The organism is Candidatus Nitrosopumilus sp. (assembly GCF_028278985.1).
In the GTDB taxonomy this organism is placed as follows: domain Archaea; phylum Thermoproteota; class Nitrososphaeria; order Nitrososphaerales; family Nitrosopumilaceae; genus Nitrosopumilus.
Genome location: NZ_JANQTA010000029.1, coordinates 1 through 23,856, shown reverse-complemented (window position 1 = coordinate 23,856; position 23,856 = coordinate 1). Strand labels below are relative to the sequence as shown.

The following is a 23,856-nucleotide window of genomic DNA, read 5'->3' as shown; positions in this document are numbered from 1 at the left end:
AGATGGTCACAAATCAAATTTCAGATAAAGCAAAGATAGGACAAAATGTGAAAATTTGGCATTTTGCATATGTTGGAGATGATACAGAAATTGGAGATAATGTCTCCATTGGGTCACTTGCACATATTGATTACAATGTAAAAATTGGGGAAAATTCTAGGATTGAAGGTCAAGTTTACCTACCTCCACTATCAAGAATAGGAAAAAATGTGTTCATTGGACCAGCTGCAGTTCTAACAAATGATCCTTTTCCAATGTGTGATAAAATGGTTGGAGTAACAATTGAAGATAATGCAGTAATTGGTGCTCGTGCAGTCATCAAAGCTGGAGTTACTATAGGAAAAAATAGTGTTGTTGCAATGGGAGCTGTGGTGACTAGAGACGTCCCAGAAAATACAGTCGTAATAGGTTCTCCTGCTACAATCAGATACACAAGAGAAGAATACGATAAAAAACAAAAAGAATGGAAAGAAAGTTAGGATTTAATTTCTTTTCTGAAAATCCAGTTTTTGAATTTTGATAAAATTAAAACCCAAATTACAACTAAAATTATTGCAACTACAGCTTTAATTCCAGAATTAATTATCCAATCAAAATCGCCAAATCCAGAAATTGAAATTGGTCCTAAAATGGTAACAACTATTCCACCACCAATTAATATCAATATCCACATTCCAAACAAAAAACCAAAAATTCCAGATTTCATAATTTTATCTCCATCATAAATGCAGTAATGATAGCCAAAATGCCAGAAAATATTGCAAGTTTAAAAATGGCAAAACCAACTTGTTTCTCTGATAATGGTCCTCCTGCCAAGATCAATCTTACTAAGGTAATTGGTGCTGTTTCGTCTGTAGTAGCTTTAAGTTTGAAATCTTCAGTATGCTCGACTGGTTTTCCTTTGATTTCTCTATGTTCTACGATTCTTTTTACGCTTGATAGGAACAAAAATGAGTTAATTACTGCTGGAAGTAGGGCTACAGCAGCAATAATTTCCACGCCACCTACAATGGCTATTACACCATACATTGCTCCAAGTGCTAGTGCACCTGAATCTCCAGGAAATATTTTACTTGGAACTTTATGATATTTGTAAAATGCTAAAGATACAAATCCTAATGGTAAACTTGCAACTGCAATTTCATAGTTTTGAACAATTATCAAACAGATGGTAAGTGTAAAACTTGCAATTACCATAAATCCACTTGCTACACCATTTAGAACATCAATAGAATTAATTGTATTTCCAGTAATTGGAATCATCAAAACAATTAATGCAAGATACAATGCTGGAATTTGTACCTCTCCAAATAATGGAAATGCTAAATCAGTATCATATGCACCTAACAAAATTATTGGAATTGCAGCAATTGCTAAAGTTGCAGGTTTAAACCATCCTCCCATTACTTTTCTGTCATCGACATAACCTATTGCAAATGCAGCTGTAGTTGTAATTAGAATTGCAAGAATTTCATTTAGTTGCAAAAATGCATAGAGTATAATTTCAGAAACTATAATTCCAGCAATAATAGAAATTCCACCTGGTCTTACAACCATGACATTTTCTTTTTTGTTCATGTCTTTTACTGCCATGTTTCGTTTTGCTAGAAACTTGATGAGTGGAGGGGTCATTACTAAAACAACAACAAATCCCACAATACTAGAAATTGCAGCAGATATCACTAAATCTATCAATTATCTAACCCTTCGTAGTTCTGACTTGATGTTATCTGCAAGGGTTGAACCAATTTTATCAATTTCTGCTAATTTATTCACTGGAATTTTTCTCAAATCATCCAGAGTTTTAATTCCATGCTTGTAGAGAATTCTAGCCCTTACTCTTCCTATTCCCTTTATTCTAACTAAATCAAGTAATTCCTCTCTAATTCCATAAACAATTCTATTTCGAAGATCCCCTAATTCTTCAAGCAAATCAGCCCTTTCAACATGCTTTGAAATCTCTCTCAGACAATATGATAGCCAATTTGCAGTCTCAGTCATCCTATGCATATCACCAGATTCTATGCCTAAATTGTCTGAAAGTGAGAGTTCTGAGGATTCTGCAATCCATGAATGTAAAGCCAGCAGACTGCGTGAGCAGTCATATTCAGAAATTGGCTCTAGCATTTCAGAAGAATTGTTTTCTATTAGCAAACTTGCAGTTTCATAATCTTTGTTCCGTAAAGAAAACTTTGGGAAAAATTCTTCACAATTTGAGATTAAATGTAAAAATCCAAATGTATGCTTTCTTCCCTCTGAGACATTTTCAACTGCATCTCTAAAGTAAGTAGCTGTCAGTGGATCAATGTAAAGCATGGATGTCTTTTTTCCAAATTCAGTTGCAGCATATCTTTCTCCTTTTTTGACTAAAAGATATTGACTAGATAAAAATCTCAATGAGATGTCAATTGCAAATTTTATTGTAGGTTTTCTTGATTGTTGACCTCCTAATGTTTGTAAGAAAAATTCTAGAATCTCTTCTTTTTTAATTCCAGGATTTGTTACAACTACACTTAGCACATGAGTTCTAAGAGATTTATCCTCAGTGATTTTTGATTCAATTGGTTCAGGTTCTCCATTAATGTAATAATCAATAAGATCTTCTGTATTTCCATTACCAACAATAATTGATTCTCCATACTTGTCATATTGTGGTCTTCCAGCTCTACCACAGAGTTGCTTGTATTCTAAAATGCTGATAGGTCTGTTTGCACCAACTTTGGCGTTGTATCTATTTACATTCGAAATTACAACTCTACGAGCTGGTAGATTAACACCAGCTGCTAATGTGGGTGTAGAAGAAAGTAGTTTTATTGTTCCTTTACGAAATTCAGTTTCAATTGTAGTTCTGCAATTTTGATTCAAACCAGCATGGTGAAAGGCAACTCCTTTTTTGACTAAAATTGCTAGAGTCTTTACAAGTTCCGTATGTTCATTTTCAGATAAAATTTTCTTTGATGTTTTTTCAAGTTCCTTAATGTCATTTGTTTTTAGAATCTGAGAAATAGCATCTGCTGCTTTTGTAGCCAAAGATTTTGAACGGGTTCTGGTTTCGGCAAATACTAGTGATTGTCCTCCATCCTGTACAGATTGTACGCCCAAATCGATAGGCGTTCCACGAATACTACGCTCAACTTCAAAGGTTTTTCCATCACTCATGGTAACTTCACCAGCATCACAGACTCCTTCAGACAAGGGGACAGGCCTCCAGTCATTTTTTACTAGTTTACAATCAAGCCATGATGCAAGTTCATCAGAGTTTGTAATTGTAGCACTAAGACCAACAATTTGAGGAGTAGATTCTAAGAGTTTGAGTTGTGTTAAAATCATTTCAAGTGTAGGACCTCTGCTTTCATCACCAATTAGATGAACTTCATCAGCAATCACTAAACCAATATCATCAACCCATTCAGCACCATGACGAATAATTGAATCCATTTTTTCATTTGTTAAAATTAAGATGTTACTTTTGTCAAGATTTTTTTCAATATTTTCAAAATCTCCTGTCGATATTGCAGTTTTAATTTTATTTCCTATTGTGAGTTTTTCTAATTTTTTAAATTCTAGAAATTTTTCAGATGCTAAGGCTCTTAATGGACTCAGATAAATCACCTTTCCTTTATTTTTGGAGAGATATCCTAGCATTGCCAGCATTGCAATCAGAGTTTTACCGCTTGCAGTGGGTGCTGATACTAGAACACTTTGTCCTTTGAGTAATCCAGATTTTACACTGTCTGCTTGAGGAGGATAGAGTTTTTCATAACCTTGTGATTTTAAAAATTCAATTGCTGATTCTGGAAGATCTAATTTCTCTATTTTCATACTCGGTTATAGTGACCGGGTTTTGATTCATAAATAGATGCTTCTCTAAGCATTCTTCTAATGTAATTTCTTGCTTCTTCTTCAGTAAATTTCTCAGTCTTTTCAAGCTCTTTGACAAATGCTTTTTCTTCAACTGCTACTTTGTTATCACCTTCTAATCCCTTGAGAATATCCATGAATAGTTGCATCTTAGATACCTCACTTCTTGGTTTTCCTTGAAGAACTCCCATATCGACTTTGCCAGTATTTACATCGACTCCTGCATCCTCAAGCATACTTTGTAGTAGGAAAATAGCACGATCAGCATCTTCTTCCTCAACCTTGTCTTTCATGAGCAATCTGGCCCTAGCAGTCGAGAGTCTGATAATACCTTCAAGTTGTCTAGGCGTAACTGTAATCATCTCTTCGGATTCCACATTTCTCATTTGAAGATAATAATCAAGAATTTTTTCTTCTGCTTCTTTAGTTAAATCAGGAGAACCGCGTTTTGCATAAGCAAGGTATTTTGTAAGCAAATCAACATCAATTACAGAACGTTTGTCAGTTCCTTGAGGAGTGTGTAAATCAATGATATGTCTTGCAATTTGTTCATCACGTTCTTTTGTTGGAATATCTCTTACAACAAAAATCAAGTCAAATCTGGTTAAAAGAGGAATTGGTAAGTTTACATTTTCTGTGATATTTTTGAATGGATCATATTTTCCATACATTGGGTTTGCAGCAGCTAAAATTGATGTTCTTGCATTTAGAGTTGCAACGATACCACCTTTTGCAATACTTGCTGATTGTTGTTCCATGACTTCGTGTAATGCACTTCTGTCTTCTGGTTTCATTTTATCGAATTCGTCTATGCTAACTAAACCTTGATCACCTAATACTACTGCACCAGCTTCTAGCATCATTATTCCTGTTTTGTCTCTAACTACAGCTGCTGTAAGACCTGCTGCAGTAGAACCTCTTCCAGAAGTGTATAATCCACGAGGTGCAATTCTAGAACAAAACTTTAGCATCTCACTTTTTGCAGTACCAGGATCTCCAACAAGAAATACGTTAATGTCTCCTCTAATCTTACTACCATCACCTAATGGTCTTTGATTGGAACCAACTATCAATAACAAAATTGCTTCTTTGATTAATGATTGACCTTGGATATGAGGTGCAAATGAATCAATTAATCTTTGATAGACATCAGGACTTTGAGCCAAAGCCTTGATCATTTTTTCTTCTTCAGGAGAAATCTCTTCTCTTTCAATTTTTCTTGATGTCTTAGAACCTCGTCCACCTAAAAATTCAATATTGTTACCTTCAATTCTTAATCGATATAATCCACTATGACCACGTGTGACACCAGTAACTGATTCTTGTTCAACTCTGACTACTCCTGTGAGTACAACTCTGTCGCCTGGACGTGCATTATCTACTAAATCCTGCCTAACTGTCACATCAATATAGTGTGGAAGTTGTCCTGGAGGTAGGTCTTCAGGAAGTTCCTGTAATCTCATAATTTGAAAATCAATGAATTTGCTGTCTTCTGGTTTAAGGTCAAAATCTCTATGTTTACAATTTGGATTATCACAAACTACTGGAACCTTGACATCCATTCCTTTAATCTGAACAACTTTTGTCTTGTGTTCATCAGGACAAACAAAAATCAATTCTTTTGCAAGAGGTTTTACTTCAGATGCTCTAACAACCATTCCTGAAACACTTGTAATTGTTCCAATTGTTTCTGCGTTAATTTGTCTCAAACTTCTCTCAGAAGGATAATTTACTAGTCTAACTCTAACTTCATCTTTTATTTTTTCAGCATAATCAGGGAATCTTGTTTGTAATGCTTCTTTGATTGCTCTTGAAAATGCATCAAAGATTCTATCAGGATTCTCTGTAAACATTACTTCAATATCTGGAACTAAGACCAAGTCATTGTAATCTACAATGATATACTTTGCATTCTTTGGCATCATCTCATCAATTGCTTCTACGTACTTGTAATTGCCATCTTTGTCTTTGAATCTAGTCAAGAATTCTTTTACTTTGTCTGATAATGCTGAATCAGTAAAGGTACTAGTTTGGGCACTACTCATTTCTTTCACCCTTGATTTGTTTTTCAAATTCTACACTATTGTCATAGATTGATTTGTAAAATACTGCCTCTTCTACTGTTAATTTGTTATACAAATCAGAGTTTAGTTTTATGGAATCAGCAAGTTTGACAAGTTTACCTCGTCTCATTCTAAATAATTCAAGCATTATGCTTTCAACATGATCATAATCATCTCTGTTTAGATCTTTCATTACTTCTTTTAGTTTAATGTAAAAGTGAGAATCCAAAGTTGATAGTTGGTATTCACCTACCATCTTTTCTTTAGAGAGAGCCTGTTTTAACTCGGTAATCATATCAGGAGCATCAAGACCTGCCAAATTATTGTCAGCTAAAACTTTGCCTACCCATTGAGGGATATTCAAAATCTCTCCTTGTTGGCCTGAAATCTTTACGTCAGCCACGTCAATCTTTACATCTTGATTGAGTGTGGTCTTAGCTTCCTTTAGGCGGTATCCTATCGAGTGCACTTTTTCTATAGTATCAATTTCCATTAGAGATCACTGATCATCCTGAGGATCCTCAAGTTTCGGATCGATCAATTCTTTTTACAATTTGGTGAGATCAATTGATCTAAATTAATCTGAGCCTGATCGCACAAAAGTTTACGAATAATTTTGATTTTAAGATGAGGGATGTTACAATAACCAATTCGGTTTTATTGGTGAGGGTTCAACTTTACCCATGATTGAATCAGGAATGTGGGTTGAGAAATATCGTCCTCAAAAACTATCTGATGTCGTAAACCAAACTGAGATCATTGGAAGTTTGGAGGCACTAATTAAAGATCCAACCGACATGCCGCACTTACTGTTTTCAGGTTCTGCAGGTGTTGGAAAGACAACAACTGCACTCTGCATTACTAGACAAATTCTTGGAGAATATTCCAAAGACTACACACTTGAGCTAAATGCTTCAGATGAAAGAGGAATTGGAATGGTAAGAGAAAAAGTCAAAAAATTCACAAAGATTGCAGGATTTGCAGATATTCCTTTCAAAATTATCATTTTAGATGAAGCAGATGAAATGACTGGAGATGCACAGACTGCATTACGTAGAATTATTGAAGATGCAGCAGAGAATTGTAGATTCATCCTAATTGCAAACAATGTTTCAAAAATTATTGAACCAATTCAGAGTAGATGTGCTACATTCAAGTTCACATCAGTTTCTGAAGAAGATGTCATTCCAAGATTAGAGGAAATAGCAAAAAAAGAAAAAGTAAAGGCTGACAAAAAAGGGCTCAAAGCAATTTATGATTATTCAGAAGGAGATTTGAGACATGCAATTAATTTAATGCAGGCAACTGCCAGTTTGGGTGCAATTTCTGAGGCAAATGTAAAGTCATCAGCTGGACTAACTAAAACAAGTGATGTTGATGAAGTTCTAAAGATTGCATTATCAGGAAAAGTTGCAGATGCAAGAGAGAAAATGATCGAATTAATCAAAGTATATGGAATGTCAGAATCAGATTTTCTGAAATATATCAATTCTGCAGTATTCAAAACAAAACACGAAAAATTATCTGATATTTTAGAAATAATTGCCAAGTATGATTATAGAATTTTATCTGGAGCCAATTCAGAAATTCAATTATCAGCGATGCTTGCTGAATTAGCAAACTTGGAAAAGTAAAAGCGCAGAGAGAGGGATTTGAACCCCCGTATGCTTGCGCACACAGGCTCTCAAGGCCCGCGCCCTACCGAGCTAGGCGACCTCTGCAAAAAATCTTGCAGATAACTGATTAAAATTTGTTGAGGAACACTAAGAGGAATTTTAAAAATAAGAAAAAAGAAAAAAATTCTTTAATCGTGTGCGTGTGGATTTTCAGAACCAGATTCCATTACAACATAGGTACCATTTGCTTTTTCATGGAATTCTATGTATGATGGTTCAATCAAGATTGCTTTTTCTGGACATGCTTCTTGGCAAGCCATACATTGTGTACAATCATGTTCTCTGATTGGTTGTGATTTATCTGAATAATCTAGACGTTCATCTTGTTCGGTTAAACCAGTACCGTCAAAGGTTTCATCCAAGCAAGCTGATGCTGGAATATCTTTTTCAGTTCTGTACCATTGGAAAGTTTGTACTGGACAAACACTCATGCATGAACCTTGTGCTGTACAATCGTCCCAGTCAACTGCGACAGTAGTACCGTGAATTCCAAGTGGAACTTGTTCTTCACCGCGGGCTTCATATGCTGCTTTTACATCATCATTTGAAAATGCTGCACCGTCAGTTCTGCCTTTACCCCAGATAAAGTGTTTATTTTCACCGTCACTGTGGTTTGTTTTTCCAACAATTTCTAGATTTTCGACAAATTTCTCATCTATTGGCATATTGAAATTAATTTTAAAATATTATTTAAAGCTAAACAAAATTAGTTGCGACTAAATCTAAGAGATCGCAAATTTTACGTTTGGATTTTAATAAAGAAAGAAAAGAAAATAATTTTTCTAATCGTGGGCGTGAGGATTTTCAGATCCTGCTTCCATTTTTACAAAAGTTCCTGCTGCTTTCTCATGTGCCTCCAAGTTTGACTGATCAACTTTGATAGCTTGAGGAGGACAAACTGAAACACATGCCATACACCAGATACAATCATGTTCTCTGATTGGATCAGCCTTGTCTGTTAGATCTTTTCGCTCGTCTTTTACGGAACTTCCAGTTCCTTCAAAGGTTTGTCCAACGACATCTTTAGCTGGAATATCTTTTTCAGTTCGGTACCATTGAAAGACTTGAACAGGACATGCTTCAATACAAGCACCATCTGCCACACAAGAATCCCAATCAACTGCAACCATTGTGCCACTTACACCAAGAGGAACTTGTTCTTCTCCTCTTGTACTGTATGCTGCAACAACATCTGCATCTGCAAATACTTCAGCTTGAGAACCATCTGTGTTTGTCTTTTTACCTGGACCCCACATGAAATGGAATTGTCCATCAGCGTTACTGATTTTTCCAATTGGTTTTAGTCCCTCTGGAAAGTTTTCTGCTATTGGCATAACTGCAGTTCATTGAAGATATTATTTAAAGCTAGATAGGTGAAATGCGAACATACTATAGATCATTTAGGTAGAAAATTGATCCCTACGTTCATAACGTTGTACGATCAATCCTGATAGTATGGACATTATCAAATATGATGTGTATCGGGGACCAAATCTTGGAGTTTACATTTCTACCAATGATAGTGTAGTTTTACTTCCTATGGGATTTGCTGAATCAAAAGCAGAAAAATTAGCAGAGTATTTGGAAGTAGATTATCATTATACTGCAATTGCTAACACGAGATTAATTGGTTCATTGTCTGTAATGAACAACAAGGGAATGTTAATTCCTAAAACAGCATTTGATAATGAATATGAATTTTTGAAAAAAGAAACTAATTTAGAAATTGGAGTGCTAGATTCTAAATTTACGGCTTTGGGAAATGTAATGTGTGCAAATGACAAAGGAGCTATAGTTTCACCTTGGTTATCAGATTCAGATTGCCAAACAATTTCAGATGTATTAGGGGTTGAGGTTTTCCAGAAAAAAATTGCTGGTTTTAATCAAACTGGAGCTGTTATGGTTGCAAATAACTCTGGAGCAGTCATACATCCTGAAGCAGATGAGGAAGACATGAAGATATTTTCCAATGTTCTAGGCGTCAAAGTTGAGCACAGTTCAATTAACAATGGAATTCCATACGTATCATCGGGAATTTTAGTAAATAACAACAATCTGGTGGTTGGCTCGCTTACAACTGGACCTGAAATAATGATGTTAACTAGAGCTTTTCTGAATTAAGAACAGAATTTGGATCTTCAGTGAGTTTTTCAAGTGAGATAGTTCCTTCCTTTCCATCTTTCATGTCATGCAAGACAACATTACCTTCTTCAATCTCGTTTGGGCCAACAATTATTGAATATCGAGAATTTGAAGCTGCATCCATTTGTTTTTTGATATTTCGTCCAGCTAAATCAATATCAGTTGGAATATTATTTAGTCTCAATAAAGATGCAATTGAAAATGCAACTTTTTGCATTTCATCATTAACATAAATGACTGCTACCCTATTTTGTCCTAATTCTGGAATAATTTTTTGCTCTTCCATTGTTAGAATAATTCTTTCAACACCACCTGCAACACCGGTTGCACCAATGTCATCTCTACCAAATGCTTTTGTTAGTGTATCATAACGTCCTCCGCCAGCTAAGGCACCTAGTTTTGAATTTTTATCAAATACTTCAAAGACCATTCCAGAATAGTAATCTAGTCCTCTAACAATTCCAAAATTAATTCTAATGTTAGATACTCCTCTATTTTCAAGTGATGAAAATAGAGATTTTAATTCATCCCATGATTCTAGTTGTGAAGTATCAAAGACATTTTCAACTTCTTTAATTGATCCTTTAATTTGAGAGAAATCTAGAATTTTTTCTAACTTGGATTTTTCATAGCCTTTTGATTCAAACTCAGTGATAATTTCGTCTTTAGATTTTTTTGATATTTTGTCAACTGCTCTTAGAATATCTGCAACAAGTTGGGGTTCTTTTGAATCAAATGTTTTGTTGATAAAGGATTCAACTAAATTTCTATGATTGATGTCAATTGTTATATTTTTGAGTAATAGTGAATCAAAAAGTCTGGATGTTAATTCTATAATTTCTGCTTCAGCTTCTAGATTTGGTTTTCCATAAACCTCAATATCCCACTGGTGAAAGTATCTGTATCTTCCTTTTTGTGGTTCATCATAGCGAAAAACACCTCCAAAAGCAGAGATTTTTGCAGGAAGTTTCATAGATTTTTGAGCAGTAGCATATCTTGTCAGACCCATTGTAAAATCAAAACGTAAAGCAACTTCCCTGTCACCTTTATCCTTAAAGAAATAGATTTCATCCCTAATGGCAGGACCAGATTTTGTTTCTAGTGTTGTCAAGGATTCTAGAACTGATGGTTCCATGAAGGAAAAACCGTACAAATTTGATAATTGTTTAAAATGATATCGGATGTGCTCAATATTTGAATTCTCTTGGGCCTCAAAGTCTTTCATTCCTCTTGGTAATTCCAATTCAATGTTTGATTAGGATCTGGAGATTTAAGCATTAGTACCAGAACAATTCTGGCATTGGAGATTTATAGAATGAAAAAGTCTTAGATATGTTTGTCAGACAAGGCATTACCTTCAGATGAATCAGACTATAGCTTACCAGGTAGAGAGCAAGATAGTGATGTTGGATTTTTCAAACCTGAACCTGAAATTGAAGAAAGGCCAAAAAGTAAAGGCATCATTATTGCTGGAATAATTTTTGTTGTAGTTGCTGCAGGATTTTTCTCATATTATTTTGTAAATCAAGAAAGAATTGATTCAGAAATTCTTGATAATACGATAGTTACTATGGAGGAGAGAATGGTTGAAAAATATAACATTGGACAGTTTGGAAGTGATCATACACATGCTGCAATGGTGATGTTTGTAGAGTCAGAGAGATTGAATTTTGGTTTACCTGCATTCCAGCTACAAAGCAAATACATTCATTTTGAGAATCATAATCACTACCAAATCCACAAACATGCAAACAGAGTTCCCCTTGAGATGCTCTTTATGTCATTTGGAATGAAAATAGATTCTGGATGTATAGCATTAGGTGAAACTCAATTTTGCCAAGATAGAGAAAATTCTTTGAGATTCTTTATCAATGGTGATGAAGTAGGTGGAATTTCAGAATATGAAATAATGCATGGAGATAGAATTTTGGTATTTTATGGAGACAACAAACTGCTTGATGAACAACTAGCATATCTTAACTCACTAGAAATTCATGATATTCCTAAACGAGATAAAGTAAATCAAGACAAAGAGATATTCATCTGAGAGTATTAATAGAAGAATTTCTAATTTCATTTATGGCTAAAAGCATTAGTTGTCAGGATGCTGGAAAAGAGTGTACATGGTCTGCAACTGCAGAAACTGAAGAAGAATTGATGGCTATTGTTACAGAACATGTACTTGAACATCACAAAGAAATCGAGCTTAACGCAGAATCCATTGAAAGCATTAAAGGCTTAATCAAAGAAGCCTAACTATGCAAAACTAGGCAATTTTTTATTTTTGACTCAAATCTAGGTGCATAAACTAAACTGCTCAAAGATCTTGCTGTTTTTTCAGAGATATACAAAAAGTTGTACTTTTCCCAAACTCGGTCTCAGCTCTAATGCTTCCATTGTGCTGCTCTACAATTGTTTTGCACACAGGCAACCCCAAACCTGTACCCACCTGTCGGGTTGTAAATAGAGGATCAAAAATTCTTTGGAGAAGTTTTTCTGGAATGCCGTGACCGCTGTCTTTCATATTAATGTGAACCTCCGTATCAGTCTCATCCCATTCAATCTGAATTTTTCCGTTGTTCTGCATTGCTTGAACTGCATTGAGGAGTATGTTTTCAAAAACTATCTCCATCTTTTTTCTATCACATAGAATCTTCACATCATAGTAAGGCAGACAAACTGTTACGTGTTCCAAATTCAAAATGTCAACTAGTGCGCCCTCAAGCATTTCAAACAAAGAATGTGTTTTGAGATCTAAATTTTTTGGCATTACAAATTCCAGAACTTCGTTTAACTGGTGATCAATTCTGTTAATTGCACGACTCATCGAATCAAGGAGTTTGATATTTGTCTTGGTTTCTGAATCACTTTCTGCTTTTAGAATTTCTACAGAATTCCTCAGAACACTAAGGGGGGTCTTCAAGTCATGAGCAATTCTGGTTGAAAGCTCCCCAACAGCCTCTAGCTCTTTGGATGTCTGCATACAGTGTATTTGCAAACCTTGCATGTAACGTGGTGTTTAGACAAACTGAGCAAGCTTTGCTTCAGTCAAACCGTTTTAGAAACTAGTCTATAGAGACTTGAACCTTTCTAATCAATCCTCAAATTCTGATTTGGGTATTTCTTTATCCTTATTTGCAAAATGGATTGACTTGTGTTTTAAATTGCAATCAGAGCAAACAGTCATTCCACAAAATGTACACAATACAGTATGAACTGTAAGATGAGTACATCTTGGCACATCAAGAGACTTTGACAATAACTCTGTTGTAGATTTCACATTCATAAAGAATTCTAAGCCTGGTTCTAGCAAGACTCAAACCATTTTTGGAATCATAACACGCTTAAGGATGGAACAGTTCTCATCACTTGTGAGTTCTCGCCTAGGTGTTTTTTCAAAAAAAGAGATGGGGATTATTGTTGGAATTTCATCTGTTGCTTCAATAATACTATACATCCTATACGCTACAGGCAGATAATCAAGAATTTATGAAAACTCGAGAATTTGATACAGTTATCATTATTACTGCATTAATTGGCATGTCTTCTTTTTGAGAAATTTCTAACATTTCTTGTTGATGATTTTCATTAAGATGTCTGACAAAATCATCTTCTTCAATATTGTTTTCTTTGAAATTACAGTTTGGAAAAACACAATTAAAATTCATTAATCAAAATTATATCCAGAGATATAACTAGTTTAGAAAAATAAGAAAAAGAAAAGTTAGACGGCTGGAACTACAATTCCCCTGTCAATCATTTTGAGAGCAGTGTCAGCTTTGAGACACATTGGTACTCCGTTTGATGATTTCATAACAAGGGTAAATCCTTCACGGCACTCTACTTCAGCTGCATCAATTCCTGCTGCAATCTGAGTTCGTGGAGTAATCCATGCTAGTTGTAGGTCTTTTGCCTTTTCAATGAATTCTTCTCTAAGTTGTTGTTTTTCTTCATCTGTCATATCTGATGCTCTATCACGAAGTTCTGCTTTGAAATCTCTCATCTCAGAAATTCTGTCGTGAATCTCGGCTTTGCGTTCATCAGTCATGTGATGCTTCATGAATTTCATGTGTTTCATGAATTTCTTCTTCAATTCTGATTTATGTTCATCAGATAGGTCACCGTATTTCTCTCGATATTTCATCTTGATTTCATCTAATCGTTCGTCTGAAATGTCATATTTTGCCATGATCATTGCTTTGAGACGCTTAGATTTGTCTGACATTTTGTCATGCATTTTGTCATGCATCTTGTTCATTTTCATGTCATGTTTTCTGTCAGTCATCTTGTCGTGCATTTTGTATTTCATTTCAGCATGATGCTTTTTCTTGTAGTCTTCTCTTTCATCAGGTGTCATATCACACCAGTTGTTGATTCTATCAAGTTTAGCAACATCAGTAATTTCTGCTGCACGGTCAGATTCTGCCATTGCACATAATCTGTCATAGTTCATGTGATGTTTTTTCTTGTCAGACATTTTATCATGATATTTTTCTTTCATGTGAGCTTTGATTTCATCTCTATTCTCTTCAACAAATGCATCTCTGCCTTCATCGTCTAAAGAACAATATCTCATGACTTTGTCTATGTGTTCTTGTGTTGGTTCGTGTTCAGCAATGTGTTGATCTTTTTCTTCATCAGATAACTCACAGAATCTATCCATGTGTTTTCTAATGTCAGTTATTTTATCATACATTCTGTCTTTCATGTGAGCTTTGTACTCGGCTCTGTGTTCAGCAATAAAGTCAGCTCTGTCGCTCTCACTTAGAGTACAGTATCTATCCATTTTTTTTGCATGTTCTTCTGTCTTGTCATTTTCGGCAAGATAATCTCTCTTGTCCTCATCAGACATCTCACAGTATCTTTCGAGTTTTTCTCTCATTTCTGAATCAACATCGTCTTCTGCAAATGCTACGCTACCGGCTGATACGCCAGTGAACATAATCAGTGAAAAAACAACGCTTAGAAGTTGTGTACTTTTCATTACGCAAATTTCCTGTCTTTCGATATAAAGGGTAGCGTAGGATCTCGTGGTAAATATTAAATGCAATAATTGTCCGATTTGATCAGTTTTACGCACATTTCACAAAAATTTAGAATTCTAGGCTCAAAATCTGGATAAAAGATAAGTGTATAGTAATTTCTTTTATTCAAAAATCTCTAAAAATTGCATGATTACTCAAAAAGAAAATGAATTGATAGAAAGAATATCAGAATGGGCTGAATCAATTGGAATTAATTTAGACAGAGATCCTGAACAAATTTAATTCAAGACAACTACAATTTGTTTTGCAGAAATAATCTCATCTTTGTCATCATATGCAATAATGTATAGTAGTGCATCTCCATCAGCAAAAGGAGTAACATTTTCTAAAATCATATTGTTTTGTGTTGTGTCATCAGAAAAATTGGGAATGCAGCTAACACATCCTGCTTCATAATATGATGCACCATTATGATTCCAAGATAATTCTACAGTTGCTTTGTTTCCATCATTTTCAATTACATTTACAGATACAGATTCTAACGGCATTGCAAAGGCTGAATTAAAACCTAATACAGATACAATTACTAATGAGAAAATTCCAATGTGTAGATTCATTTTATGCTAACACACAAGAGTTTGTTTCTTTGTCATATATTGTTCCAGGTCCACATTTAGAATTCTCTAAAACACATGAGTTTGAATTTTCATCATAGATAGTTCCAGGTCCACATTTAGAATTTGGATCATCAGGATCAAATGTTTGTTGAGGAACATCAACTTTAGGAATTGGTTCAGGAACAGTAACTGTTGTAGATTTTTTCATAGAACCATCAAAGGCACCCATTCCATATGCTCCACCTAAAATTATCAATACTAAAACAGGAATTCCAATTATTATTGGAATTTTTAGATTTAGTGGTTTACGTGGAGTTTCTGATTCTGGACGCAAATCATTTTTTACTGGTTTATTTTCAGTTCCCACTTCAAAGATAGAAGCACCACATACCATACAGAAATTAGAACGCAATGGAACTCGTTTGCCACATTTCCAGCAATGGATTCCTTCCCCATCATCTTCAGGTTCATCCTCATTGGTCAAAGTTGCGGTGTTTGGTTTTGTAAGATATTTCTCTCGTAATTTATCCAAATAATTTGCATCAGTAATCCAGATGGTTTTATTGTCAATGTAGGATTGCTTGATATGCTCTAGGCGATAAGCATCTCCCACGCCTAATTTCAATAATGCATTTACATCATCAACAATATCTGGAGCATCCAATAGGGTTCAGATCACAAGGTTATTCTAAATTGTTTCTGTTTTTTACAAGCCTCCGCCAGAAATCTGGCTGAGTTCTAATTCATATCCACTCGGATCAACGATATAGATTGAACGGGATTTTTCCCAATCAATTGGGCCATCATACAAGACTTGAACATTGAATTCCTTGCATTTTTGTAATATATCATCAAAGTTTTCTATACTAAACCCAAAATGTGCAATTCCACCTTTAGGAGACATTTCAGGTACCTCATAAAGACACAATTTGATAGAATCATTTCCAATAATTTTTGATGGTGCGTCAAGCTTGTTTTGAGAATTGTCATCTTTTCTGATTTCAAATCCAAATAGATTTTTGTAAAAATCTATACTCTCATCAAGATTCTTGACATTCATGTTAATGTGATCTATTGATGTTGCACTAAGATTTGTCATAATGATAATTGAAATTTATCATATTTAGTTTTGATGGAAATCAACAGTATTTTTATTGAGATTACACAAAAGAAATTCTATTGAGTTCCATTACATCATTAAACAAGAAAATCTCAAACTGTAAAAAATGTCCTAGATTAGCAGTTTACATAAGAGATGTTGCAAAAAACAAAGTTAGACGATTCAAAGATGAAAAATATTATGGAAAACCATTGTCAGGATTTGGAGACATTAATGCAAGGTTGTTAATTATAGGATTAGCTCCAGCTGCTCATGGTGGAAATAGAACAGGTAGAATGTTTACTGGTGATTCATCGGGAGATTGGCTAGCCAAAGTAATGCACAAACACGGTTTTGCATCAATTCCAACTAGTCAATCAAGAGATGACGGGTTAACTCTGAAAAATGCATACATTACTGCTGCTGTAAGATGTGCACCTCCACAAAACAAGCCAACAAAAGATGAAATGAACACATGCTTCCAATATTTAGAAAAAGAAAAGGAAATTCTAACCAAAGTTACAACAATACTTTGTTTGGGAAAAATTGGATATGAGGCTGCCTGTAAGCTATTTGAGGTAAAACCAGAGAAATTTGGGCACAATAAATTGTTCAAGTACGACCACATTCAGATTCTTACATCGTATCACCCATCCAAACAAAATACTCAAACTGGAAGACTAACTTGGTCTCAATGGTCATCTGTTTTTGCAAAGGCAAAAAGATTGGTAAAGTAGCAAACCTTTATTGTAAAACTATCCTCAAATAATTTGTGAAAGGGATACTAGTTCTTCTTTTTGGTATTACAATTATTCCATTTGCGTTTGCTGAAGAGTTTCCGGATTTAGGAGTCAAAGTGGAAACAGTTGCAGACAACCTAACAATCCCATGGAGTATTGATTGGCTACCAAGTGGAGATGCAATATTCACTGAAAGAAACGGAAATCTCAGAATAATACAAAATGGAGAATTACAAGAAATTCCATTACTATCACTAAGTGTTGCAGGAGTAGAAGGCGGAATGCTAGGAGTTGCAGTTGATCCAAATTATTCCGAAAATAATTTCATTTATCTTTATTATACTTACAATGAATTCTTGTCCACACAAAACAAACTTGTAAGATATCATTACAGTGACAAAGTTTTAACTGAAAACAAGATTCTGTTAGATGGAATTCCAGGAGGTCCATTTCACGATGGAGGAAGAATTCAATTTGGACCTGATGGAAAATTATACATTACAACAGGAGATGCAGGAGATCCAAATTTATCACAAGATCTTAATTCGCTTGCAGGAAAAATTTTGAGAATTAATTCTGATGGAACAATTCCAGAAGATAATCCATGGAATAATTCATTAATCTATTCAATTGGTCATAGGAATCCCCAAGGAATTGATTGGGATAATGATGGAAACTTGGTTGCAACTGAGCATGGACCTTCTGGATGGAGAGGGAGTGCTCATGATGAGCTAAATCTCATTATTCCAGGCTCAAATTATGGATGGCCAGATGTTATTGGAGATGAAGTTCTAGAAGGTGCAATCAATCCAATTTTACATACAGGAGATGATACTTGGGCACCATCAGGGGGAGAATTTTACGAAGGAGAGAAAATTTCTCATTGGACAGGAAAATATTTTGTTGCAACATTAAGGGGAAGTCATTTGCATATGATAGATTTTGATATTGAAAACAACAAAGTGATTTCAAATGAAAAATTATTTCAAGATGATTTTGGAAGATTACGAGATGTACAAACTGGTCCTGACGGATATCTATACATCCTTACAAGTAACCAAGATGGAAGAGGATTTCCAAATTCAGGTGATGATAAAATTCTAAGAATTATGCCATTAAATCCAATAAATGATTGTAATGTAACAAAAGAAAATCCAATTGAAGTCAGTGCAATTTCTGAAATTGAAAATGGAATTACAAAAATTAAAGTGGTTGGATGTGTGGATGAAATTGCAAAATTCAAAGGAATCAATTTAGAAATAATTGATCCTAACGGAAAGTTTGTAACGGGTGGTGCAGTAGTTCCACAAGAAGATGGAAAGTTTGAAAGAACTTTTGAAAAAGAAGTATCAATTAATGGAACATATTCAGTTATAGCTGATGCAAATGGAGAGTTTGCAGTTACAAATACATTTGTTGTCCCAGAATTTGGTCAAATTATAGTTATTATTTTGATAATCAGTATTGTGGGATTGATTGCTTCAACTAGATTATTTCCAAATTTTCAGTTTTTGAGATAAGATGGAATTCAAAATTGGATGTACTGGATGGAGCTACCAAGGGTGGTCTGGAACATTCTATCCAAAGAACCTGAAAAGTTCAGAATGGCTAAAATATTATTCACAGATTTTTGATATCACTGAAATCAATTCAACATTTTACAGAATTCCTGCCCAAGAGATTGTAAGAAGATGGAATGCAGATACCCCAAGGCATTTCAGATTTTCAGCAAAATTCCCATCAATAATTACGCATGAAAAGAGGCTAGAAAGGGTAAATTCGGAGGTTTTTTCATTCTTGTCGTCTCTAGCTCCTATCCAAGAAAAAATTTCAGCACTGGTTTTACAATTACCTCCCTCATTGTCATTTGATGAGGCAAAACCAAGATTAGAAGAAATCTTTGATGTATTACCAGATAATTTTGTATATCCTATTGAGGGAAGACATGAATCATGGTTTTCAGAAAATGCAATTACATTTCTAAAACAAAATAATCACTGTCTTGTTTGGAACGATATTGAAGGAATCACAAACTCTATGCCAATTACATCAAACTATCTGTATATTCGATTAATTGGAAATAGAACAATTCCAGATTCAGATTTTGGAAAAATAATGATTAACAGAAAAGAACAAATCAAAAACTGGACAAAAAAATTAGAAAATATTTCTAATGTTCCACTTGCTATGGTAATGGCAAATAATCATTATGAAGGATTTGGTCCTGCAACTGCAAATTCTTTGAGAATGAATCTTGGTATGAGAGAATTAATTTGGGAAGAAAAAAAGCAGAAAACATTGGGAAGTTTTTAGAAACAGAAATTCTTCAACGTGAAGGGGAGCATTGAAGAATCCCTGTAAACCATCCAGCCAAACAAAAGGACGACACTGTACATAGTGTGTTTTTAATATTTAAGGCAAGGGAGTAATTTAACTAGTGGTAAGACCAATAGCTTCGCCAAAATAATAACCGGCAAGAATTGTTCCTGTTGCCCAAATTAAAGAACCACAAAATGTATACAAAACAAATTTTGGAATTCTCATTTTGAGTAATCCGGCTGGAACAGAAATCATTTCTCGCATTACTGGAACCATTCTTCCTAGAAATACTGCCTTGTCACCATATTTTTCAAACCAAATCTCTACACGTTCTAATTTTGATTCAGAGACCTTGACATATTTCAGATAACGCAGCAAAACTGCTCTTCCAAGTTTTAGAGCTATCAAGTAAATTGCAGAAGTACCAATAGTTGCACCTATGGCACCTAAAAGAATCATGGGAATAATACCCATCAAGGAAATTCCTTGTTGACTGGCCAAGAATCCTGCCGTAGGAAAAACGGCAAGAGTAGGAATAGGAGGAACAATAGTCTCAAGAAGGGCTGCAAGGAAGATTCCTTCATAGAGATGATCTCCTAGAAAATCTGAAATCCATATTAGAAATGAGTCAAATGGCTCCATTTGCTTCTGGCTACGAGATCTTACTAAATTACTTTACGAGTAGATACTCAGACTGTTTTGTCATATTTTATTCCTAAAGATTGGGGTCTAAACTGGAAAATTCGATATATACAAAATTCACAAAAGATTTCTCATGAACAAAGCAGTATTCGCAATAATCCCAATTATTGCAATTGCAGGAGTTGCAGCCTATGCATTATCTCCATATTTTACAGAATCATCCGTTGATGAGGCATTACCAACAGGAGCTATCACACAACCAATCAAAGATAGTACTAGTGTAATGATGGAAAAATCTGATGAGCCAATGATGGAAGAGAAAATGATGAAAGATGACGAAATGATGATGGAAGAGAAAATGATGAAAGATGACGAAATGATGATGGAAGAAACAATCCCTATGACATATGCAGGAACATTCATTGGAGTTGGTGATGGAATCCATGATGCACAAGGAGACGCATATACAATTCCCCTAGAAGATGGTAGTAATGTTTTGAGATTAGAAAATTTCAAATCAACTAATGGACCAGATTTGTTCGTTTACCTAGCAACAGATGATAATGCATCTGATTTTGTTAATCTGGGCGAACTTAAAGCAAACAATGGAAATCAAAACTATGATATTCCTGAAGGAACAGATCTTACCAAATACAACAAAGTGTTGATTTGGTGCAAAGCATTTAGCGTGTTGTTTGGAAGTGCAGAAGTTCTACCACAAATGTGATTTGAAAAAATCACAAAAGCAATTTTTTATATCTAATACATCTCCTGAGCAATCAGTGTTAACTGCAACAATAGTATTACCATCATTTTCATTACCACAGATTCTTCCAAAAATTTTCTTATTTTCAGGAAACGAAGGCTCTAGCCCTTCAATCAACCCCAGATTCAAGATGATTCTATGGAGCATAATTGCAGGCACGAGAGGTGGTGTAAATAGAGCAAAAATCCTCAATTTAATCAAAGAAACCCCTCTTAATGCACATAAAATATCCACAACCCTAAATCTAGACCATAAAACAGTTGCACATCATATCAAAATACTAGCAAAAAATGAACTTGTAAAAAAAGCCGAAAAAGACTATGGTGCAGAATACCAATTATCAGATTTAATGAAAGAAAATAAGAATACGTTAGAGGAGATTATGAAAAAAATTGGAACAATCTAAATTAGCATACAAAGAGGAATTATGTTATGATTGATTTTATGTTAGCTGCAGTTATTTCTGCATTTTTGAATATAGGATTGCTTCTAGTTGTAATTGGAACATATGTTCAAAACATGAGAGTAATTAGATCATATTACACTTCAGGATTAGTTTTAGTTGCAGCATTGTTAATGATTCAGAATGTTGTGATAGTTTTGTTTTGGTCTACACTTTACATGGATGACAAAGCTTTGATGATGTCAGCAGATATGGTATCACATTACTTGTTTACTATCAATGTAATTCAAACAATTGGATTATCAATTCTTGTTTGGATTACAAGAAGATGATTCAAAAAAGATTGGGGTATAAAGTGGTAAAATCCTTAAGATAATTTTTTAGAATAACATTTTCAATGAAATCAAAAAAAACAGGTTTTTTTGCAATGACCGCACTAGTAGCAATACTAGCAGTAGGAATTGCAGGAATTCCAGAATCTAATGCTGCAAAGTCACAGATGTATGAGGTAACCATAACCAACATTACTCCAGGCCAGCCAATAACTCCTCCATTGTTAGTTACACATTCTAAAGATGTTAGCTTGTTTACGGTTGGAGAGAAAGCTTCTGAAGAGCTGCAACAATTAGCAGAGAATGGAAATTCCAATCTCTTAGTTGAAAAAATAGAGGGTAAATCAGGAGTAATGGATATTGTCAAGGGTTCAGGGGGACATTTAGTTCCAGCAAATGATCCAGGAGATACAGATTTGCAATATTCTGAAACCTTTACAGTTTCAGCTGATGGAAATAAGAGATATCTCTCCTTTGCAAGCATGTTAGTATGTACAAATGACGGAATCGCTGGAATTGATTCAGTAAAGCTTCCATTCTACAAAGAAAAAACAGTCTATGCCAAAGCATATGATGTTAGAACTGAGATGAATACTGAAGATTTTGCAGACTTGGTTCCTCCATGTGCTGCTGAATCTGGAGTAAGTTCTAGTGACAAAGGAACAGGAGCTACCAATCCAGCAATTGCCGAAGATGGAATAATCACTCCACATCCAGGAATCTTTGGAGATGATGATTTATCACAGAGAGCTCATGGATGGGATGGTCCAGTGGTTAAAATCGACATTGTACGAATGAATTAATTTCCAACATCGTTGGAAATTTTTTTTCTTTTTTTATGATTTTTCAAATTAAAAGCTGGACTTTAAATAATTTCCATTTAAGGAAAAATTATGCCTAGAGTCTCACACTTTGACATTCCTGCTGATGACCCACAGCGTGCACAAAAATTTTACGCTGATGTGTTTGATTGGAAATTTGAGAAATGGGATGGTCCAATGGATTATTGGATGGCAAATACGGGAACAGAAGAACCTGGAATTAATGGAGGGCTTTCAAAAAGAATGCCTGGGCAATTAGGAATGACAAATACAATCAGTGTTCCTTCAGTTGACAATTTTTCAAAAAAAATTACTGAAAATGGAGGACAGTTGATTATTCCAAAGATGGCAATTCCAGGAGTTGGGTGGTTTGCCCAATGTACAGATACTGAAGGAAATGTATTTGGAATTATAGAGATGGATAATTCAGCAAAATAATTACTTGACAAGATTTTAATAAAAATAGTGCTTGATTAGTAAAGAAATCTTTGCAATTCATTAGAAGAAATTATACGAGTTTTTTAAAAGTCCATTAATCAAACAAGTCATGTGAACAAAGGATTAGCAGGAATTGTATTATTTTCACTAGTATTAGGTATGGTTATCCCTGCCCATGCAGAAGTTACCTCATTAGAATTAGAAAAGAGCTTTTACACAAATGTAGAAAGTTTCAAATTTATTGGAACACAGGATGGAAAAGAGACAATTTTTGTTATTATTCGTGGTCCGCTTCCTGGAGATAGTTTTAAAGGAATGTTATCAGATCCAACTCCAGACCAAGGAGAGTTTGAAGTAATTCCACGACCAGTTACAAATTTCTTTTCAAGTACAGGAATCTATAACGCAACAGCATTTGTGGATAGTCAAAAAGAAAATGAAGGAATGACCATCAAGATAGAATACGATGGTGAGAAAATTTTTGAAGTTCCAGATTTTGTTTTAGCATTAAAATCAATTCAAGATGTAACAATTGATGAAGAAAAAACAGTCTCTTTTACAGTAGGAATTACAGATAGTTTAGTAGAAGGAGTAGTTTACAGTCTTGAAAAAAGTCCTCCTTCTGGAGCAACAATTGATTCAGAAACTGGAAAATTCACATGGACTCCATCTAGTTCGCATGGAAATTCACCAGGTGCAAAGTACACATTTGAGATTGTTGCTACAAAAGGAAGTCAGGTAGATAGAGAATCTATTACAATTACAGTAAATGATCCTATTTCAGTTCCTCCAGAGCCAAAAGAACCTGAACCACAACCTGAGCCAAAAGAACCTGAACCACAACCTGAAGAGATTGAAATTCCAGCTTCATTTGTTGATGAATCAAAAGATCCACAAAGTTATGTTGACAGATACAACAATGAAGCAAGTTACAAGGATTGGTTTGACAAGT

General features: G+C 34.7%; 30 protein-coding genes and 1 tRNA gene. 15 read left to right on the top strand and 16 right to left on the bottom strand.

Going from position 1 to position 23,856, the window contains the following annotated elements; translation table 11 throughout:
• Positions 1 to 2 precede the first annotated feature (2 nt).
• Complete coding sequence (locus Q0941_RS09320; RefSeq protein WP_299293382.1) at positions 3 to 479, top strand: acyltransferase; 477 nt, start codon at positions 3 to 5, stop codon at positions 477 to 479.
• Here Q0941_RS09320 and Q0941_RS09315 read toward each other — a convergent pair.
• Genes Q0941_RS09315 through Q0941_RS09295 form a run of 5 tightly spaced genes read right to left on the bottom strand, consistent with a single transcriptional unit; the run spans position 476 to position 6,417 of the window.
• Positions 476 to 706 carry a hypothetical protein gene (locus tag Q0941_RS09315; protein WP_299293379.1) on the bottom strand — a complete coding sequence of 77 codons (231 nt, stop codon included), beginning with the start codon at positions 704 to 706 and terminating at the stop codon, positions 476 to 478. The two genes, Q0941_RS09320 and Q0941_RS09315, sit on opposite strands and share 4 nt — an antisense overlap.
• Positions 703 to 1,695, bottom strand: a complete 993-nt coding sequence (locus Q0941_RS09310; RefSeq protein WP_299293376.1) for a glycosyltransferase 4 family protein — start codon at positions 1,693 to 1,695, stop codon at positions 703 to 705. The genes Q0941_RS09315 and Q0941_RS09310 overlap by 4 nt, the downstream gene beginning before the upstream one ends.
• Positions 1,696 to 3,822, bottom strand: coding sequence for a DEAD/DEAH box helicase (locus Q0941_RS09305; protein ID WP_299293374.1), 2,127 nt, complete (start codon positions 3,820 to 3,822; stop codon positions 1,696 to 1,698).
• Positions 3,819 to 5,906 (bottom strand): minichromosome maintenance protein MCM, encoded by a 2,088-nt coding sequence (locus Q0941_RS09300; protein WP_299293371.1) that lies wholly within the window; start codon positions 5,904 to 5,906, stop codon positions 3,819 to 3,821. Before Q0941_RS09300 ends, Q0941_RS09305 begins: the two co-directional genes overlap by 4 nt.
• Positions 5,899 to 6,417, bottom strand: a complete 519-nt coding sequence (locus Q0941_RS09295) for a DNA replication complex GINS family protein (RefSeq protein ID WP_299293368.1) — start codon at positions 6,415 to 6,417, stop codon at positions 5,899 to 5,901. Before Q0941_RS09295 ends, Q0941_RS09300 begins: the two co-directional genes overlap by 8 nt.
• 190 nt (positions 6,418 to 6,607) lie before the next feature.
• Between Q0941_RS09295 and Q0941_RS09290 the strand changes: the two genes are divergently transcribed.
• On the top strand, positions 6,608 to 7,558 hold the full coding sequence (locus tag Q0941_RS09290) for a replication factor C small subunit (RefSeq protein WP_299293365.1): 951 nt from the start codon (positions 6,608 to 6,610) through the stop codon (positions 7,556 to 7,558).
• A gap of 3 nt (positions 7,559 to 7,561) precedes the next feature.
• Here the strand turns inward: Q0941_RS09290 and Q0941_RS09285 are convergent.
• The 3 genes from Q0941_RS09285 to Q0941_RS09275 form a co-directional block, all read right to left on the bottom strand.
• Positions 7,562 to 7,645 (bottom strand) — tRNA-Ser (locus tag Q0941_RS09285).
• Between the two features lie 83 nt (positions 7,646 to 7,728).
• Entirely contained in the window at positions 7,729 to 8,265 is a 537-nt protein-coding gene (locus Q0941_RS09280) for a ferredoxin family protein (protein WP_299293362.1), read from the bottom strand.
• Positions 8,266 to 8,382: 117 nt separating this feature from the next.
• Positions 8,383 to 8,934 (bottom strand): ferredoxin family protein, encoded by a 552-nt coding sequence (locus Q0941_RS09275; RefSeq protein ID WP_299293359.1) that lies wholly within the window; start codon positions 8,932 to 8,934, stop codon positions 8,383 to 8,385.
• 121 nt (positions 8,935 to 9,055) lie between these two features.
• Between Q0941_RS09275 and Q0941_RS09270 the strand changes: the two genes are divergently transcribed.
• On the top strand, positions 9,056 to 9,721 hold the full coding sequence (locus Q0941_RS09270; protein ID WP_299293356.1) for a translation initiation factor IF-6: 666 nt from the start codon (positions 9,056 to 9,058) through the stop codon (positions 9,719 to 9,721).
• Here Q0941_RS09270 and hisS read toward each other — a convergent pair.
• A complete protein-coding gene (hisS, locus tag Q0941_RS09265; RefSeq protein ID WP_299293353.1) occupies positions 9,702 to 10,985 on the bottom strand; it encodes a histidine--tRNA ligase in 1,284 nt (427 codons plus the stop codon). The two genes, Q0941_RS09270 and hisS, sit on opposite strands and share 20 nt — an antisense overlap.
• A 93-nt stretch (positions 10,986 to 11,078) precedes the next feature.
• Here hisS and Q0941_RS09260 point away from each other — a divergent pair, with 93 nt between their 5' ends.
• Entirely contained in the window at positions 11,079 to 11,789 is a 711-nt protein-coding gene (locus Q0941_RS09260; RefSeq protein WP_299293351.1) for a hypothetical protein, read from the top strand.
• A gap of 32 nt (positions 11,790 to 11,821) precedes the next feature.
• Positions 11,822 to 11,998, top strand: coding sequence for a DUF1059 domain-containing protein (locus tag Q0941_RS09255; RefSeq protein ID WP_299293348.1), 177 nt, complete (start codon positions 11,822 to 11,824; stop codon positions 11,996 to 11,998).
• 61 nt (positions 11,999 to 12,059) lie between these two features.
• Here Q0941_RS09255 and Q0941_RS09250 read toward each other — a convergent pair whose 3' ends face one another.
• Positions 12,060 to 12,725: an ATP-binding protein gene (locus Q0941_RS09250; protein ID WP_299293345.1), complete on the bottom strand. Its 666-nt coding sequence runs from the start codon at positions 12,723 to 12,725 to the stop codon at positions 12,060 to 12,062.
• A gap of 367 nt (positions 12,726 to 13,092) precedes the next feature.
• Here Q0941_RS09250 and Q0941_RS09245 point away from each other — a divergent pair, with 367 nt between their 5' ends.
• Complete coding sequence (locus Q0941_RS09245; RefSeq protein ID WP_299293342.1) at positions 13,093 to 13,221, top strand: hypothetical protein; 129 nt, start codon at positions 13,093 to 13,095, stop codon at positions 13,219 to 13,221.
• Here the strand turns inward: Q0941_RS09245 and Q0941_RS09240 are convergent, their stop codons facing one another.
• From Q0941_RS09240 to Q0941_RS09220, 5 genes are all read right to left on the bottom strand, one after another.
• Positions 13,222 to 13,410: a hypothetical protein gene (locus tag Q0941_RS09240; protein ID WP_299293339.1), complete on the bottom strand. Its 189-nt coding sequence runs from the start codon at positions 13,408 to 13,410 to the stop codon at positions 13,222 to 13,224.
• Positions 13,411 to 13,466: 56 nt separating this feature from the next.
• Positions 13,467 to 14,726, bottom strand: coding sequence for an ABC transporter substrate-binding protein (locus Q0941_RS09235; RefSeq protein ID WP_299293337.1), 1,260 nt, complete (start codon positions 14,724 to 14,726; stop codon positions 13,467 to 13,469).
• A 279-nt stretch (positions 14,727 to 15,005) separates the two neighbouring features.
• Positions 15,006 to 15,344 (bottom strand): hypothetical protein, encoded by a 339-nt coding sequence (locus Q0941_RS09230; RefSeq protein ID WP_299293334.1) that lies wholly within the window; start codon positions 15,342 to 15,344, stop codon positions 15,006 to 15,008.
• A 1-nt stretch (position 15,345) separates the two neighbouring features.
• Entirely contained in the window at positions 15,346 to 16,008 is a 663-nt protein-coding gene (locus tag Q0941_RS09225; RefSeq protein WP_299293331.1) for a zinc ribbon domain-containing protein, read from the bottom strand.
• A 42-nt stretch (positions 16,009 to 16,050) separates the two neighbouring features.
• The gene (locus Q0941_RS09220) at positions 16,051 to 16,443 is read right to left on the bottom strand and encodes a VOC family protein (protein ID WP_299293330.1); all 393 of its coding nucleotides are present in this window, start codon (positions 16,441 to 16,443) and stop codon (positions 16,051 to 16,053) included.
• 80 nt (positions 16,444 to 16,523) lie between these two features.
• Between Q0941_RS09220 and Q0941_RS09215 the strand changes: the two genes are divergently transcribed.
• Genes Q0941_RS09215 through Q0941_RS09205 form a run of 3 tightly spaced genes read left to right on the top strand, consistent with a single transcriptional unit; the run spans position 16,524 to position 19,496 of the window.
• Complete coding sequence (locus Q0941_RS09215) at positions 16,524 to 17,180, top strand: uracil-DNA glycosylase (protein WP_299293327.1); 657 nt, start codon at positions 16,524 to 16,526, stop codon at positions 17,178 to 17,180.
• A gap of 35 nt (positions 17,181 to 17,215) precedes the next feature.
• Positions 17,216 to 18,703 (top strand): sorbosone dehydrogenase family protein, encoded by a 1,488-nt coding sequence (locus Q0941_RS09210; protein ID WP_299293324.1) that lies wholly within the window; start codon positions 17,216 to 17,218, stop codon positions 18,701 to 18,703.
• A 1-nt stretch (position 18,704) separates the two neighbouring features.
• A complete protein-coding gene (locus Q0941_RS09205) occupies positions 18,705 to 19,496 on the top strand; it encodes a DUF72 domain-containing protein (protein WP_299293321.1) in 792 nt (263 codons plus the stop codon).
• Between the two features lie 117 nt (positions 19,497 to 19,613).
• Here Q0941_RS09205 and Q0941_RS09200 read toward each other — a convergent pair whose 3' ends face one another.
• Complete coding sequence (locus tag Q0941_RS09200) at positions 19,614 to 20,144, bottom strand: DedA family protein (RefSeq protein WP_299293318.1); 531 nt, start codon at positions 20,142 to 20,144, stop codon at positions 19,614 to 19,616.
• A gap of 133 nt (positions 20,145 to 20,277) precedes the next feature.
• On the opposite strand from Q0941_RS09200, the gene Q0941_RS09195 reads away from it, so the two are divergent.
• The 6 genes from Q0941_RS09195 to Q0941_RS09170 form a co-directional block, all read left to right on the top strand.
• Positions 20,278 to 20,871 carry a DM13 domain-containing protein gene (locus Q0941_RS09195; protein WP_299293315.1) on the top strand — a complete coding sequence of 198 codons (594 nt, stop codon included), beginning with the start codon at positions 20,278 to 20,280 and terminating at the stop codon, positions 20,869 to 20,871.
• A gap of 55 nt (positions 20,872 to 20,926) precedes the next feature.
• Positions 20,927 to 21,316, top strand: a complete 390-nt coding sequence (locus Q0941_RS09190) for a winged helix-turn-helix domain-containing protein (RefSeq protein WP_299293312.1) — start codon at positions 20,927 to 20,929, stop codon at positions 21,314 to 21,316.
• Positions 21,317 to 21,342: 26 nt separating this feature from the next.
• Positions 21,343 to 21,645 carry a hypothetical protein gene (locus Q0941_RS09185; RefSeq protein WP_299293309.1) on the top strand — a complete coding sequence of 101 codons (303 nt, stop codon included), beginning with the start codon at positions 21,343 to 21,345 and terminating at the stop codon, positions 21,643 to 21,645.
• A 65-nt stretch (positions 21,646 to 21,710) separates the two neighbouring features.
• Positions 21,711 to 22,448, top strand: a complete 738-nt coding sequence (locus Q0941_RS09180) for a spondin domain-containing protein (RefSeq protein WP_299293307.1) — start codon at positions 21,711 to 21,713, stop codon at positions 22,446 to 22,448.
• Positions 22,449 to 22,538: 90 nt separating this feature from the next.
• Positions 22,539 to 22,904 carry a VOC family protein gene (locus tag Q0941_RS09175; protein WP_299293304.1) on the top strand — a complete coding sequence of 122 codons (366 nt, stop codon included), beginning with the start codon at positions 22,539 to 22,541 and terminating at the stop codon, positions 22,902 to 22,904.
• Between the two features lie 111 nt (positions 22,905 to 23,015).
• Positions 23,016 to 23,856 (top strand): Ig domain-containing protein (locus tag Q0941_RS09170; RefSeq protein ID WP_299293301.1); only part of this gene is annotated, 841 nt, incomplete at its 3' end.